At 71.0% G+C, this 14,405-nt stretch carries 11 protein-coding genes; 4 read left to right on the top strand and 7 right to left on the bottom strand.

Going from position 1 to position 14,405, the window contains the following annotated elements:
- Window positions 1-94: 94 nt before the first annotated feature.
- The 3 genes from ACFWP3_RS00055 (at window position 95) to ACFWP3_RS00045 (ending at window position 3,005) form a co-directional block, all read left to right on the top strand.
- Window positions 95-1,183, top strand: coding sequence for a ParA family protein (locus ACFWP3_RS00055; RefSeq protein ID WP_384215122.1), 1,089 nt, complete (start codon window positions 95-97; stop codon window positions 1,181-1,183).
- On the top strand, window positions 1,180-2,271 hold the full coding sequence (locus ACFWP3_RS00050; RefSeq protein WP_384215121.1) for a ParB/RepB/Spo0J family partition protein: 1,092 nt from the start codon (window positions 1,180-1,182) through the stop codon (window positions 2,269-2,271). Before ACFWP3_RS00055 ends, ACFWP3_RS00050 begins: the two co-directional genes overlap by 4 nt.
- 116 nt (window positions 2,272-2,387) lie before the next feature.
- A complete protein-coding gene (locus ACFWP3_RS00045) occupies window positions 2,388-3,005 on the top strand; it encodes a GNAT family N-acetyltransferase (protein ID WP_384215120.1) in 618 nt (205 codons plus the stop codon).
- A 91-nt stretch (window positions 3,006-3,096) separates the two neighbouring features.
- Here the strand turns inward: ACFWP3_RS00045 and trxA are convergent, their stop codons facing one another.
- From trxA to ACFWP3_RS00010, 7 genes are all read right to left on the bottom strand, one after another.
- The gene (gene trxA, locus ACFWP3_RS00040) at window positions 3,097-3,438 is read right to left on the bottom strand and encodes a thioredoxin (protein ID WP_384215119.1); all 342 of its coding nucleotides are present in this window, start codon (window positions 3,436-3,438) and stop codon (window positions 3,097-3,099) included.
- A 47-nt stretch (window positions 3,439-3,485) separates the two neighbouring features.
- Window positions 3,486-4,445, bottom strand: coding sequence for a thioredoxin-disulfide reductase (gene trxB, locus ACFWP3_RS00035; RefSeq protein WP_384215118.1), 960 nt, complete (start codon window positions 4,443-4,445; stop codon window positions 3,486-3,488).
- Window positions 4,446-4,569: 124 nt separating this feature from the next.
- Window positions 4,570-5,502, bottom strand: a complete 933-nt coding sequence (locus ACFWP3_RS00030; protein WP_384215117.1) for a hypothetical protein — start codon at window positions 5,500-5,502, stop codon at window positions 4,570-4,572.
- Entirely contained in the window at window positions 5,499-6,194 is a 696-nt protein-coding gene (gene sigM, locus ACFWP3_RS00025; RefSeq protein WP_384215116.1) for an RNA polymerase sigma factor SigM, read from the bottom strand. Before sigM ends, ACFWP3_RS00030 begins: the two co-directional genes overlap by 4 nt.
- 100 nt (window positions 6,195-6,294) lie before the next feature.
- Window positions 6,295-8,022: a protein kinase family protein gene (locus ACFWP3_RS00020; RefSeq protein ID WP_384215115.1), complete on the bottom strand. Its 1,728-nt coding sequence runs from the start codon at window positions 8,020-8,022 to the stop codon at window positions 6,295-6,297.
- A gap of 117 nt (window positions 8,023-8,139) precedes the next feature.
- Window positions 8,140-10,314: a murein biosynthesis integral membrane protein MurJ gene (gene murJ / locus ACFWP3_RS00015; protein WP_384215114.1), complete on the bottom strand. Its 2,175-nt coding sequence runs from the start codon at window positions 10,312-10,314 to the stop codon at window positions 8,140-8,142.
- A 46-nt stretch (window positions 10,315-10,360) separates the two neighbouring features.
- Window positions 10,361-12,625 (bottom strand): DUF6049 family protein, encoded by a 2,265-nt coding sequence (locus tag ACFWP3_RS00010; RefSeq protein WP_384215113.1) that lies wholly within the window; start codon window positions 12,623-12,625, stop codon window positions 10,361-10,363.
- 185 nt (window positions 12,626-12,810) lie between these two features.
- On the opposite strand from ACFWP3_RS00010, the gene ACFWP3_RS00005 reads away from it, so the two are divergent.
- Window positions 12,811-14,277 (top strand): CCA tRNA nucleotidyltransferase, encoded by a 1,467-nt coding sequence (locus ACFWP3_RS00005; protein ID WP_384215112.1) that lies wholly within the window; start codon window positions 12,811-12,813, stop codon window positions 14,275-14,277.
- The last annotated feature ends 128 nt before the right edge of the window (window positions 14,278-14,405 follow it).

The raw sequence follows: 14,405 nt of genomic DNA, 5'->3' as shown, positions 1-14,405 counted from the left end.
CCGCCCCCGCAAGGACGCGAGGGGGACGGAGTTGTCCACATCGGTGGATTCATCCACAGGAGTACGGGCCCCGCTGGTTCGCGACCCCGGTGACATGGCAGGCTCTGTTCATCGCGAGCCTGATGTCGAGGAGAGTGACACCGTGCGGTCCGACGCCAACCTCGCGGGGCCGATGACCGATCCGGTCCCCGGTCCCCGCTCTGAATCGGCGGGGGACGATGTTTCACGTGAAACATCGCCTCCTCCCCTTGTAGACAACGACACCCCCATCGGCCGAGCCGCCCAGCTGGCGGTCGAGGCGCTGGGGCGCGCCGGTGAGGGCTTGCCCCGTCCGGAGCAGACCCGGGTCATCGTGGTCGCCAACCAGAAGGGCGGCGTGGGCAAGACCACGACGACCGTGAATCTGGCGGCCTCGCTGGCACTGCACGGGGCGCGGGTCCTGGTGGTCGACCTCGACCCGCAGGGCAATGCCTCCACGGCTCTGGGCATCGACCACCACGCGGACGTGCCGTCGATCTACGACGTTCTGGTGGACAGCCGGCCGCTGCTGGAGGTGGTCCAGCCCGTGGTGGACGTGGAGGGGCTCTTCTGCGCTCCGGCCACGATCGACCTGGCAGGTGCGGAGATCGAGCTGGTGTCGCTGGTGGCCCGTGAGAGCCGGCTGCAGCGGGCGATCCAGGCGTACGAGCAGCCGCTCGACTACATCCTGATCGACTGCCCGCCGTCGCTGGGGCTGCTCACGGTCAACGCTCTGGTGGCGGGCGCGGAGGTGCTGATCCCGATCCAGTGCGAGTACTACGCGCTGGAGGGTCTGGGTCAGCTGCTGCGCAATGTCGACCTGGTGCGGGCCCACCTGAACCCGGCCCTGCACGTGTCGACGATCCTGCTGACGATGTACGACGGCAGGACCCGGCTGGCCTCGCAGGTGGCGGACGAGGTGCGCAGTCACTTCGGCAAGGAGGTGCTGCGGACGAGCATCCCGCGGTCGGTGCGCATCTCCGAGGCGCCGAGCTATGGGCAGACGGTGCTCACCTATGACCCGGGTTCCAGCGGCTCGCTCTCCTATCTGGAGGCGGCGCGGGAGATCGCGTTTCGTGGGGTTGGAATGCAATACGACGCCCGGCAGGCCCATCTGGGCGCGGGTGTGAACAGCACGCAGAGTGTGGCGGAGGGGATCCAGTGAGCGAGCGACGTAGAGGTCTGGGGCGGGGGCTCGGTGCGCTGATTCCGGCGGCTCCGCAGGAGCAGACGCCGCCGGTGGTCGGCGGCGGGTCGACGTCTCCGTCGGCGGTGCCGGTGATGACCGCGGAGCGCGGGGTCGCGGCGGCGAAGCTGGCTTCGCTCGCGCAGGCCGATGTTTCACGTGAAACATCGTTCGCGGCCCCGCCGGTGAGCGAGCCGGCGCCGGCGGCGCCGGAGGCCAATGTGGTGGCCGGGGCGTCGTTCGCGGAGCTTCCAATGGACGCGATCACGCCGAACCCGCGGCAGCCGCGCGAGGTCTTCGACGAGGACGCGCTGGCCGAGCTGGTGACCTCCATCCAGGAGGTGGGCCTGCTTCAGCCGGTGGTGGTGCGGCAGTCGTCTCCCGGCCGCTATGAGCTGATCATGGGCGAGCGGCGCTGGCGGGCCTGCCGGGAGGCCGGGCTGGAGAGCATCCCGGCGATCATCCGCGCGACGGACGACGAGAAGCTGCTCCTGGACGCGCTGCTGGAGAACCTGCACCGGGCTCAGCTGAACCCGCTGGAAGAGGCCGCGGCCTACGACCAGCTGCTCCAGGACTTCAACTGCACGCACGACCAGCTGGCGGACCGGATCGGGCGTTCGCGCCCCCAGGTGTCGAACACGCTCCGACTGCTGAAGCTGTCGCCGTCGGTGCAGCGGAGGGTGGCCGCGGGTGTGCTCTCGGCGGGCCACGCGCGGGCGCTGCTGTCGGTGGAGGATTCCGAGGAGCAGGACCGCCTGGCGCACCGGATCGTGGCCGAGGGGCTGTCGGTGCGTGCGGTGGAGGAGATCGTGACGCTGATGGCGTCGGAGCCCTCCAGCGGGGTGAAGCCGAAGGGCCCGCGTGCGGGTGCCCGGGTGGCTCCGGCGCTCAGCGAGCTGGCGACGCGGCTGTCGGACCGGTTCGAGACGCGGGTGAAGGTCGACCTGGGCCAGAAGAAGGGCAAGATCACCGTCGAGTTCGCTTCGATGGAGGATCTGGAGCGGATTCTGGGGACGCTGGCGCCGGGCGAGGGCCGGGTGCTGGAGCAGGGTCTGTCCGGGGAGTGATCCCCGGAGCCGCCGAGGGGCGGACCGTGCCGGTGAGAGCCGCGCGGTCCGCCCCTTTGCCGTGCCGCCGAGCCGCGCCTGTCGAATGAGCGGGGACCAGTGGTTACCATGCGTTCATGGGTCGTCGGCTGGTACCGCTCACGCTGGACAACCTCCAGGATCTGCCTCGACGTTGCCGGTCCTGTGTGTTCTGGGAGCTCGATCCGGTCAGCGGTGACGCCGCCGTGAAGGCGGGGACACCGGCACTGGAGAAAGAGGCCTGGATCTCCGCCGTCCTCCTGGAGTGGGGATCGTGCGGCCGGGTCGTCTACGTGGACGAGGTCCCGGTCGGCTTCGTGCTGTACGCGCCGCCGGCGTACGTCCCGCGGTCCACGGCGTTCCCGACGAGTCCGGTGTCCCCGGACGCCGTGCAGCTGATCACGGCATGGATCATGCCGGGGTACCAGGGGCAGGGGCTGGGCCGGGTGATGGTCCAGACGGTGGCGAAGGATCTGCTGCGCCGGGGGTTTCGGGCCATCGAGGCCTTCGGGGACGCCCGGTGGGAGGGCCCGGCGTGCCTGCTCCCGGCGGACCACCTGCTCGCGGTGGGCTTCAAGACGGTCCGGCCCCACCCGGCGCATCCACGGCTGAGGCTGGAGCTGCGCTCCACGCTGTCGTGGAAGGAAGACGTGGAGCTGGCGCTGGACCGGCTGCTGGGAGCGGCACGCAAGGAGCCGGCGCTGCGCCCGCTGTGAGCGGACACGGGAACGGGACCGCCCGCGGAGGGACGGCCCCGTTTCTCCACCGGCCGCCGCCGGGGTCGCCCCCGGCGGAACAGGCGGATCGTCAGGCGGTCTTCGCCTGGACGAACTCCTCGAGGTCGCGCAGGATGGCGGCCTTCGGCTTGGCGCCCACGATGGTCTTGGCGACCTCGCCGCCCTGGTACACGTTCAGGGTCGGGATGGACATGACGCCGTACTTGGCGGCCGTGGCCGGGTTCTCGTCGATGTTCAGCTTGACGATCTCGATCTGGTCGCCGTACTCGGCGGCGATGGCCTCGAGGGACGGCGCGATCTGGCGGCACGGTCCGCACCAGGCGGCCCAGAAGTCCACCAGTACGGGCTTGTCGCTCCTGAGGACCTCGGCCTCGAAGTCAGCGTCGGTCACGTTCTTGAGGGTGCCGGCCACAGCGGCCTCCTTCTTCCTGCGGGGTGTGGGTGGGGCTGGTACGGGGGTCAGACGGTCGCGTGGGCCTTCTCGGCGTCCGCGAGGGCGGCGAGGAAGCGCTCGGCGTCCAGTGCGGCGGAGCAGCCGGTGCCCGCAGCGGTGATGGCCTGACGGTAGGTGTGGTCCACGACGTCGCCGGCGCCGAAGACGCCGGTCACGCTGGTCCGGGTGGAGGGGGCGTCGACCTTGAGGTAGCCCTCGTCGTCGAGCTCCAGCTGGTCCTTGAACAGCTCGGTGCGGGGGTCGTGGCCGACGGCGATGAAGAGGCCGGTCACGGGCAGCGCGGAGGTCTCACCGGTCTTGGTGTTGCGCAGGGTGAGGCCGGAGAGCTTCTGCTCGCCGTGGATCTCGGCGACCTCGCTGTCCCAGGCGAACTTGATCTTCGGGTCCGCGAAGGCGCGGTCCTGCATGGCCTTCGAGGCGCGCAGGCTGTCGCGGCGGTGGACGATCGTGACGGACTTGGCGAACCGGGAGAGGAAGGTCGCTTCCTCGATCGCGGTGTCGCCGCCGCCGACGACGGCGATGTCGTGGTCCTTGAAGAAGAACCCGTCACAGGTGGCGCACCAGGAGACGCCGCGGCCGGAGAGCGCGTCCTCGTTCGGCAGGCCGAGCTTGCGGTGCTGGGAGCCGGTGGTGACGATGACGGCCTTGGCGCGGTGCACGGTGCCGGCGGTGTCGGTGACGGTCTTGATGTCACCGGTGAGGTCCACGGACACGACGTCGTCCGGGACCAGCTCGGCACCGAAGCGCTCGGCCTGGCCGCGCATGTTGTCCATGAGGTCCGGGCCCATGATCCCGTCCTGGAACCCGGGGAAGTTCTCCACCTCGGTGGTGTTCATCAGCGCGCCACCGGCGGTGACGGCGCCTTCGAATACCAGAGGCTTGAGCGAAGCACGTGCGGTGTACAGGGCGGCGGTGTAGCCGGCCGGTCCGGATCCGATGATGATCACGTTTCGGACGTCGCTCACGGGTTTCTTCCTCGTCTCTGCGGACTGCGTACTGCCTACCGGGGGCCGGTGCGGACTCTCACCCCACCCAACGGATCCTACGGCGCGAGCATTCCCCAGCCCGCCCGGTGCGGGACCCGATGTGTCAGCTTCGGGCAAAGCTGTTCGTGAGCAGCACCTTTCCGGTGCTGTCCGGGGCGCTCTCGCAGGCGCTGTCGACGAGGTAGGCGTCCACGCGGGAGCTGTCGCCCGGGTGCGGCAGGACGAGCAGGAAGACGGGAGTGCCCTGGTAGCTGCCGCGTTCGGTGGCGACCGGAAGGTCCGGGCGGCCGGTCGCCTTCTGGACGCACGCCGGTACGGACGCCGCCCCGCGGTCGTTGGGGGCGATCCCGGGGGCCGGAGAGGTGTTCTCCATCCCGTACGTGTTGTTCTGCTCCTGCGGGGCGGTGCCGGAGGCCTCACCCGAGGCGAGGAGCCGGCGGACCGTGCTCTGGAGGCCTTGGGCGGTGTACGAGCCGTCGGCGGCCCGGGGCTGGGCGGCCGAGCTCGTCGCGTCACGGGCCGTCAGCGGGGGCGGACCGGCGGGGTCGGCGAACAGGAAGATCCCGAGGGCGCAGGCGGCGGCCCCGGTCAGTCCCGCGAGAACGGCGATCCGGCGGCGGGCGCGGCGCCGGCCGGGGCCGGTTGGGCCGGTCGGGTGACCGGCGGGCTGGGCGCGCCTCGCCGATGTTTCACGTGAAACATCGCGGTCGGAGGTGCGGGGACGGGCCGCCTCGGCGGGCCCTCCGCTCTGCTGGGGATCCCGGGGCGTGGTGGCGTCGAGGAGGGCCTCGGCGGCCAGGGCGGCGTCGATGCGGCCCGCGATGTCGGCGGGCATCCGGGCCGGGCCCGGGAGGGTGCCCAGCACCGCCCGGATCTCCTCCAGGGAGTCGCGCACGTCGGCGCAGAGCACGCAGTCGCCGAGGTGGCGGCGGACTTCGGCGCTGCGGGCCGGGGAGAGGAGCCCTTCGGTCAGGTCGGAGATCTCCGAGACGTCCGGGTGCCGGATCGTGCCGGTCGTGCCGGTGGTGGGGCTCACGGTCGTCCACCTCCGCCCTTCACTGCGTCTGGATCTGGATGCCTGGGTTCTGCCGCTGGTGGGACGGCTGTCCCCGGCGTCCGGTTCCTTCCCCGCTCGGCGGCGGTGTTATCCCCGGCATTCGCGCGCAGATGAGTGAGCATCGGGAGGAGTTTCGCCCGGCCCCGTGCGCACCGGCTCTTCACGGTGCCGGTGGGGACGTCGAGGAGGTCGGCGGCCTCGGCGACGGGGTATCCCTGCATGTCGACGAGGACGAGCGCCGCCCGCTGTTCGGCGGGGAGGGTGCTGAGGGCGGCCAGGAGCTGGCGGTGGAGGTCCTGGCGTTCCGCGGGGGCCTCGGCGGACTCGTGGGGCTCCAGGAGGCGCTCCAGGCGTTCCGTGTCGTCGAGGGGCGAGGTCTTGCGGGAGGCGGCCTTGCGGGCCCGGTCGAGGCAGGCGTTGACGGTGATCCGGTGCAGCCAGGTGGTGACGGCGGATTCCCCGCGGAAGGTGTGGGCGGCCCGGTAGGCGGACACGAGGGCGTCCTGCACCGCGTCGGCGGCCTCCTCCCGGTCGCCGAGCGTCCGCAGGGCCACGGCCCAGAGCCGGTCACGGTGGCGCCGCACGAGCTCACCGAAGGCCTCGGGGTCCCCGGCGGTGTGCCGGGCCAGCAGGTCCGCGTCGCTCGCGTCGCCGGTCGTCGCGTCGTGCATCACACCTCGCCTCCCGGGGGGAGATTACGGCCTGGGCGGGGGAATTGACGAGGGCCCGCCGTGCCGGTGGCGCAGCGGGCCCGCGAAGACGGTCAGGACCTCAGGGGGTCGTACCGAGGATCTTGATCTCGTTGATGCCGCCCCGGTAGCTGTCCGCTCCCTCGGAGGGCAGGGAGGTGATGTGGATCAGCACGTAGCGGGTGCGGACCGGCTTGTCGAGGTTGGCCTTCAGCTTCTTCTCGACGTCCTTCAGCTCGGTGATCGGCTGGGAGAACTGCGAGAGCTCCGACGGCGAGGAGGCCTCCGGCGGGGCGGCCCGGACCTGGAGCTTCTGGCCGCTCGCGTAGAGGTCCAGATCGATGCCGGCCACGTCCTGGACGCTGCCGAGGTCGACGATGATGCCGCTGCCGCCCTTGCGGGACGGCAGGTTGCCGAAGTTGGCGTAGCCGTCGTACCGGGGGGTGGCCCAGCCGGTCTCCGGGTTGCCGTCGACGGCCTTGTGGCTGTCCTTGGTGTTCAGCGGGTCCGGGTCGGGCGCGAACACGGAGGCGTCGGCGATGCTGAGGGCCTTGCCGGGAGTGACGGGCTTGGGGGCGTCGTCGGACTCGGTCTGCGTCTGGTTCGGGCCGTTGGTGCCGCCGTTGTTGCGCTCCAGCAGGGTGTCGGCCAGCTGCCAGCTGCCCAGGCCGAGGGCGGCGATGAGCAGGGCGGCGACACCCCACTTGAGGGCCCGGCCCGTACGGCTCTGCAGCGGGGGCGGCGGGGGCGCGATGGGCCGCACCTGGGTGGTGTTGGCACCGGGAGGCGTGGGACGGCCGTAGCTGCCCTGCTGGTAGGTCGTGTGCTGGTACTCCGGCGGGGCCGTGAAGGCGGGCTCCGGAGGCCGGATGCGGGGCATCGCGGCGACGGCCTTGGCCAGCTCCTCGGGGCTGGTGCAGGCGGGCTCCTGACGGGAGGCGGTGGCCCCGTCGTTGGCGAGGGCGCGCATGGCGAGCTCGCCCAGGCCCCGGTGCACCCCGGCGCGGACCTGGTCGGGGGCGATCAGGCCGACGCCCTTGGGCAGGCCGGTGAGCCCGTAGGCGTCGTTCTCGTACGGCCAGCGCTGGGTGAGCGCGGCGTACAGGAGTGCGCCGATGGCCTCGGTGTCGGCGCGCTGCGGAGTCTCGCTGGTGATGCCGCGCAGGGCGGCGTTCACGGCGAGGCCGCGGATGCGGTACTGGCCGGTGGAGGTGCGCAGTATCGCGCTGGGTGTCAGGCGCAGGTGGGCGAGGCCTTCGCGGTGGGCCGCGGCCATGGCCTGGGAGATCTGGCTGACGAGCTGGTAGGCCTCGTGGGGCTCCAGGGGGCCCGCGGCGAGGAACGCGGTGAGCTCGGTGGCGTCGGGCAGCCATTCGTGCACGACGTAGACGAGGTCGTTCTCCTCCACGGCGTCGAGGACCTGGACGAACCGGGGGTCGCCGAGCAGGGCGGAGGAGCGGGCTGCGGCAAGGACGGACCGGGCCCGCGGATGGTCGGCGGGCAGCAGGTGGACGCCCACGGCCCGGCGCAGTTTCTCGTCCATCGCACGCCAGCTGCTGAATCCGTCCAGACGGGTGACGCACTCCTCGAGCCGGTAGCGTCTGGCGAGCTTGTGGCCGCTGTGGAGTTCGGGTGCGGCCGCAGGGGCCGCGTTCGTGCGTTCGCCGTCCTTTTCGGTCATGGGTCCGTCCGCGGCTCGTCCGTTCTGGGTGTCCACCCCGTCGGCCGTGGCCTTGTCCGCTTTCGCGGCCAGCGGCTTGTCGCCACTGTTGTCGGCCACGTCGACGGCAGCCGTGCTACGTTCCGCCACCGTCGTTCCCGCCTCCCCATCCGTTGCGCGCTGTCGGCCAGTCTGCGAAGCCATGCCAATTGTGCCCACAGTCCGACGCTATGCACGACACACGAACGGGGGCGACGGTTGTGCGCATCAGCGCCCCAGTCGTCCGCGGACCATTCCGACCATCGAGTTGAGCTCCTCGATCCGCATCCGCTTGGCGGCGATGAGGAACACGGCGGCCAGGGCGATGCCGCCGGCCACGAGGGAGGTGGCGGAGCCGGCGACTCCGCTGCCGAGCCACCGGGTGACGCCATATGCGGCGGCGCCGGCCACCGCGGCCGCGGGGACGCACGCGCCGGTGAGGCGGGCGTAGGTGCGCATCACGTGGGCGCCGTCGAGGTCGCCGCCGAGGCGGGTCTTGAGGCGGCGCCAGGCGACGCCGACGCCGACGGCATAGCCGAGGCCGTAGGCGGCGGCCATGCCGACGACGGCCCACCGGGCCGGGAGGAGGAAGAAGGAGGCCGCCGAACCGGCCGCGTTGACCGCGGCGACGATGACGGTGTTGTAGAAGGGCGTCCGGGTGTCCTCGTAGGCGTAGAAGCCGCGCAGGACCACGTACTGGACCGAGTACGGGATCAGACCGAGGCCGAAGGCCATCAGGACGTAGCCGATGTTCTGGGCGCCGGAGCCGGAACCGGCGTAGAGCAGCGTGGCCATGGGGACGCCGAGCGCGAGGAACGCGAAGGCGCAGGGCACGATCGCGACGGCGGAGGTGCGCAGCCCGTAGGAGATGTCGTCGCGCACGGCGGCGGCGTCCCCGTCGTGGGCGGACCGGGAGATGCGCGGCAGCACGGCCGTCATGACGGAGACGGTGATGATGGCCTGCGGCATCTGCCACAGCAGCAGCGCGTAGTTGTAGGCGGTGATGCCGGTACCGGGGTGGCCCTGCTTCTCGGCGACCGATCCGGCCCAGGTGGCGAGCTGGGTGACGACGACGAGCCCGATCTGGTTGGCGAGGACGAAGAAGAACGTCCACTTGGCCAGGCGGGCGGCCTTGCCGAGGCCGTGGCCCTTCCAGTCGAAGCGCAGGCGCGGCTTGAAGCCGGCGTCGCGCAGGTACGGCAGCATCGCGAGGGCCTGGACGGTGAGGCCCAGCAGGGTGCCGAGGCCCAGCAGCCGCACACCGTCGGCCGTGACGGTGGAGGCGTTGACGCCGGAGGTGGTGAAGCCGCCGAAGGCCCAGATGAAGGCGCCGAAGGTGGCGATGACGACGATGTTGTTGAGGACCGGGGTCCACATCATCGCGCCGAACCGGCCCCGGGCGTTGAGGATCTGACCGAGGACCACGTGGACGCCCATGAAGAACATGGTCGGCAGGCAGTAGCGGGCGAAGGCGACCGCGACGTCCATCTGCTGCGGGTCGGAGGCGATCTTCGGCGACATCATCGTGATGAACACGGGCGCGGCCAGCACACAGACGGTGGTGATCGCGGCCAGCAGCACCACGACGAGGGTCAGCAGCCGGTTGGCGTACGCCTGGCCGCCGTCGCTGTCGTTCTTCATCGCCCGGACCAGCTGCGGGATGAAGACGGCGTTGAGGGCGCCGCCGCCGACCAGCACGTAGATCATCGTGGGCAGGGTGTTGGCGATCTGGTACGTGTCGTTGAAGGTGCCGACGCCGATGGCACCGGCGATGACCAGGGTCCGCAGGAAGCCGGTGATGCGGGAGACGATCGTGCCGGCGGCCATGAGCGCGCTGGACTTCAGCAGGCTGGACGCGCGCCCGGCGGGCTTGGCAGGGGCCGGCGCGGCGACGGGGGGCTCCTCGGCGGGGGTGCGGGGAGCCGCCTCCTGGTCCCGGTACAGGTGGGCGAATGCGTCGGGTTCGGGCTCGTCGTCCGCCGCCTTGGTGACGAGGGAGTCCACGCCGACGAACTGGGTCGTGCTCGCGTGGTCGCCGTACGGCAGGTGGCGGGAGGGGCCGTCCGGCTCGGGCGGCGGGGTCTGGGCCCAGACGCGCGGGTCGGGGGCGTAGGAGGGGGCCGTGGGCGCCGCGTAGAGCGGGCCCGCCTCCTGGTAGGTGCCGGGCGGCGGCGGGGGGTGTGCGGCCCGGTCGTAGAGGACCTCGGCCACGGGATCCTGTGCGGACAGGTCCTGTGACCGGTACGGGTCGTAGTCGTAGGCGTCCTGGACATACGGGTCACGGTCCGGCGCGGGCGCAGGTGCGGGAACCTGCCCGGGCACCGGGGTGCCCGGGGCAGTGCCCTGGGGGGGCGTAGGCCCACCAGTGCCCTGCGCGCGGTCACCGTCGTACGGCGCGTTCATCGAAACCCCACCTCATCGTCCCCAGGCCGACCGGCCACGGCATCGCTCAACGGTCCACTGTCTCACTCGTGCCGGACCCGTCCGTGCTTTGCGGTCCGGTGTCCGGGGACTCGTCACTCTGCTGCGTGCTCTCCTCGGCGGCCGCGCGCGCCGCGACGCGCTTGCGGCTGGCGTACATCTTGATGCCCGCCAGGACGAGGAGGAGCACACCGCCGGCGATGACGAGCATGACGGTGGGGGTGACCTCGGTGGCGTCGACGGTGAACTTTCGTTCCTTGCCGTAGGGGACGCCGTCCTTGGTGAAGAGCTGCGCGGTGACCTCGACGGGGCCGCTCGCGGTGGCGTTCGCGGGGAACTTGATCGTCTGGGTGTGGTCGCCCTGGACGGTGACCTGCTGTTCGGCCTGTCCCTTGTCGCCGAACATCAGGCGCGTGGGGTTGGCGGACTTGACCCGCAGGACCAGGTCGTGGACGTCCTGGACGAGGCTGTTCTGGACGCTCACCGGGATGGTGGCGCTGTGGCCGGACAAGGTGGCGTCGGACTTGGGAATGATCTTGACCTTCTCGGTGAGGCCGATCAGGTAGTCCTGCGCCTGGTCCCGGTAGAGCGCGGCCTCCGCGGGGCGGCCGCGCCAGGAGGTGGACATCTCCCGGTTGGTTGTGTTGCCGAAGGGGATCTCGACGCGGTCGGGTGCGGCGAGGATGACCTTGAAGTGGTCGAGGGTGTTCTGGGTGGTCCGGATCTTCTCGAAGGCGGTCACCGGGAGCTCGTGCTTGCGCAGCTCCTCCGGGTACTGCCCGGCGCCCGGCACCTGGGTGGCGGCCGACGGGTCGGGCTTGGCCGCGGCCGCGCTCTCGAGGTCGCCGGGCTGGGTCCAGCGGCCGGCCTGGAGGGCGCGGACGGCATCGGCCATCGTCTCCACCTGGCTGACGCTGGGCATCCGCTGCGGGGCGACGACGAAGCTGCGCTGCTCGTCGGTCTTCTGCAGGTTCAGGGAGAGCGAGTGGGCGAGGAACCGCTGCACGGCGAGGGTGGAGTTCCCGGCGCTCAGCATGTCGCCCTCGAAGGCGGTGGAGAGGTCCGCGTCGGCGACGACGGCGGTGGCACCCGCGCCGATGGGGCGGGCGGCCGAGGGGGTGTACCCCAGCGCCCCGCTCTCCGAGAGGCTGTCGCTGCGGGTGAGGATGTTGTGGGCGCCGGCCGAGGTGGCGACGTTGACGATCGAGGGGTCGATGGCGCCGTCCACGGGCCAGGAGAAGTCGGTGGACGCGGGGACGTGCAGCACCGTGTCGATGGCGTCCTTGGCCTTGTCGGTGGCGGGACGCAGCTGCCCCAGGGTCCCCGAGACGTCCTTGCCGCGGTGGGCGAGGGAGGCGAGGTCGGGGTCCGCGAAGGGCAGGGCCACCACCTTCTTGCCCTGGACGGCCGCCTCCAGCGAGTTCAGCCACTGTTCCGCGACGGCCTTGTTCTTGCCCTGGACGGGCTTTCCGCCCGGGACGCGGACCCGGTAGCCCTTGGTCATCGCGTCGACCGTGTAGAGCAGGTCGGGATCGATGACCCAGGTGATGGGCAGGTCCTTGCCGAGCGCGACCATCCGCTCCAGCCGGCCGCCGGACTTGAGCTCCTCCGCGAGGGAGTCGTCGAGGAAGACGGGGGTCTGGGTCTCGTCCGAGCCGGTCTCCGCCGTCACGTGGGTGGTGGAGATCAGCGGCCACACGTACGTGAGCTGGGACCGCTTGGCCGCGGCCTCCGGCTGCCAGGGCAGGAAGGTGCGCTTGATGCCGAGCACCTGCTCGGACGGGCGGCTCTCGGTCACCCCGGACAGGGAGACGCCGAGCTGGTAGACGCCGTCCTTGTCCAGCTCCAGCTTGTTCACGGGGATCGTGAGCGTGAAGTCCTGGTTCACCTTCGACGGCAGCGAGGCGATCTTCACGGCGTGGGCCGGGTCGATCTCCCCGGGGTCGATGCCCGCCCGGAAGCCGGTGCGCTCCCCGGCCTCGTCGATCGAGGCCCGGTCCGCGAGCAGCGGACCGACCCGCAGGCCCACGTGCGCGTCGTTGATCGTCTCGGAGCCGTTGTTGACCACGGTGCCCGTGATGGTCAGGGTGTCGCCCTTGACCGGGGCGGCAGGGGTCATCGAGGTCAGCTGGACGTCGACGCCGGACGCCTGGGCGGCCTGGGCCTTGGGGGCGGGAGAGTAGACGAGGGCGGCGAGGACGGGCGTCCCGGCAAGCAGGACCACCGCGCGCCGCAGCCAGCGGCGCCGGACAGGAGTGGGGGACGCCCCCAGGATGTCTGCCGCCTCGGCCACGCGCTAGCCCGTCCCTCGAAGTGTCAGTGGTCGTCGTTTGTGCGTCCACGCATGGTAACGAGACCCGCTGTGCGCGAGTGCCGCCCCTTGCTCCACATGATCGGCTCAGCCCCGGGGCATCCGCGTACCGGGGTCGCGATAAAGGAGGAAGCCCGCGCCGGGCGGGACACGTACCCTTTTCTGTTGTGCCGAACGCCAACGAAGACAACCCCAGTGCCCTGAGTCAGGTGCAGCTCCGCGCGGTGAGTGAACTGCTGCGGGTCGCTCCTGTCGCCGACGAGCTCGGCCGCCGTTTCCAGGAGGCGGGCTTCCGCCTCGCCCTGGTCGGCGGGTCCGTCCGCGACGCGCTGCTCGGGCGTCTCGGCAACGATCTCGACTTCACCACCGATGCCCGTCCCGAGGACGTCCTGAAGATCGTCCGCCCGTGGGCGGACTCGGTGTGGGACGTCGGCATCGCCTTCGGCACCGTCGGGGCGCAGAAGAGCGCCCGCGTCGAGGGCGTCGTGCGGAACTTCCAGATCGAGGTGACGACGTACCGCTCGGAGGCCTACGACCGGACCTCGCGCAAGCCCGAGGTCTCCTACGGCGACTCCATCGAGGAGGACCTGGTCCGGCGCGACTTCACGGTCAACGCAATGGCGCTGGCCCTGCCGGAGCAGGTGTTCATCGACCCGCACGGCGGTCTGGAGGATCTGGCCGCCGGTGTGCTGCGTACCCCGGGCACCCCTGAGGACTCGTTCTCCGACGACCCGCTGCGGATGCTGCGGGCGGCGCGGTTCGCGGCGCAGCTGGGCTTCGAGGTCGCTCCCGAGGTGGTCGCGGCGATGAAGGCCATGTCCGACCGGATCGAGATCGTCTCGGCGGAGCGGGTGCAGGGCGAACTGAACAAGCTGATCCTTTCCGCGGGCCCGCGGGCGGGCCTGGGCCTGCTCGTGGACACCGGGCTGGCCGACCGGGTGCTGCCCGAGCTGCCCGCGCTGCGGCTGGAGAGTGACGAACACCACCGCCACAAGGACGTCTACGACCACTCGCTGATCGTGCTGGAGCAGGCGATCGCGCTGGAGGAGGACGGCCCGGACCTGGTGCTGCGGCTCGCCGCCCTGCTGCACGACATCGGCAAGCCCCGCACCCGGCGCTTCGAGAGCGACGGCAGGGTCTCCTTCCACCACCACGAGGTGGTGGGCGCGAAGATGACCAAGAAGCGCCTGACGGCTCTGAAGTACTCCAACGACATCGTCAAGGACGTGTCCCGGCTGGTGGAGCTGCACCTGCGCTTCCACGGCTACGGCGACGGCGAGTGGACGGACTCCGCGGTGCGGCGCTACGTCCGCGACGCCGGCCCGCTGCTGGAGCGCCTGCACAAGCTGACCCGCTCGGACTGCACCACGCGCAACAAGCGCAAGGCCAACGCGCTCTCCCGGACCTATGACGGCCTGGAGGAGCGCATCGCGCAGCTGCAGGAGCAGGAGGAGCTGGACGCGATCCGGCCCGACCTGGACGGCAACGAGATCATGCGGGTGCTGGATGTCGGGCCCGGTCCGGTGATCGGCAAGGCGTACGCGTTCCTGCTGGAGCTGCGGCTGGAGAACGGGCCGGTGGGGCACGACGCGGCCGTCGCCGCCCTCAAGGAGTGGTGGGCCGCCCAGGCGTGACGAGAGAGCGCGGGGGTGGGTGTTTTAAAATTAAAAAAAAACACCCCCCCGTAAACAAAGATAAACCCAACGCAAAACCCCAAAATTTAAAAAAAAAAAAACAAAAAAAAAAACCACACACCACACCA

The organism is Streptomyces sp. NPDC058525 (assembly GCF_042719495.1).
In the GTDB taxonomy this organism is placed as follows: Bacteria; Actinomycetota; Actinomycetes; order Streptomycetales; family Streptomycetaceae; genus Streptomyces.
Note: the sequence above shows the minus strand (reverse complement) of the source record. Positions and strands in the feature narration are given on the sequence as shown.

Bases quoted from the DNA above. Each gene is read 5' to 3' on its own strand.
- ACFWP3_RS00055 (WP_384215122.1), top strand. From the start codon at position 95: ATGGCAGGCTCTGTTCATCGCGAGCCTGATGTCGAGGAGAGTGACACC.
- murJ (WP_384215114.1), bottom strand. From the start codon at position 10,314: ATGAACGCGCCGTACGACGGTGACCGCGCGCAGGGCACTGGTGGGCCT.
- ACFWP3_RS00045 (WP_384215120.1), top strand. From the start codon at position 2,388: ATGGGTCGTCGGCTGGTACCGCTCACGCTGGACAACCTCCAGGATCTG.
- sigM (WP_384215116.1), bottom strand. From the start codon at position 6,194: ATGCACGACGCGACGACCGGCGACGCGAGCGACGCGGACCTGCTGGCC.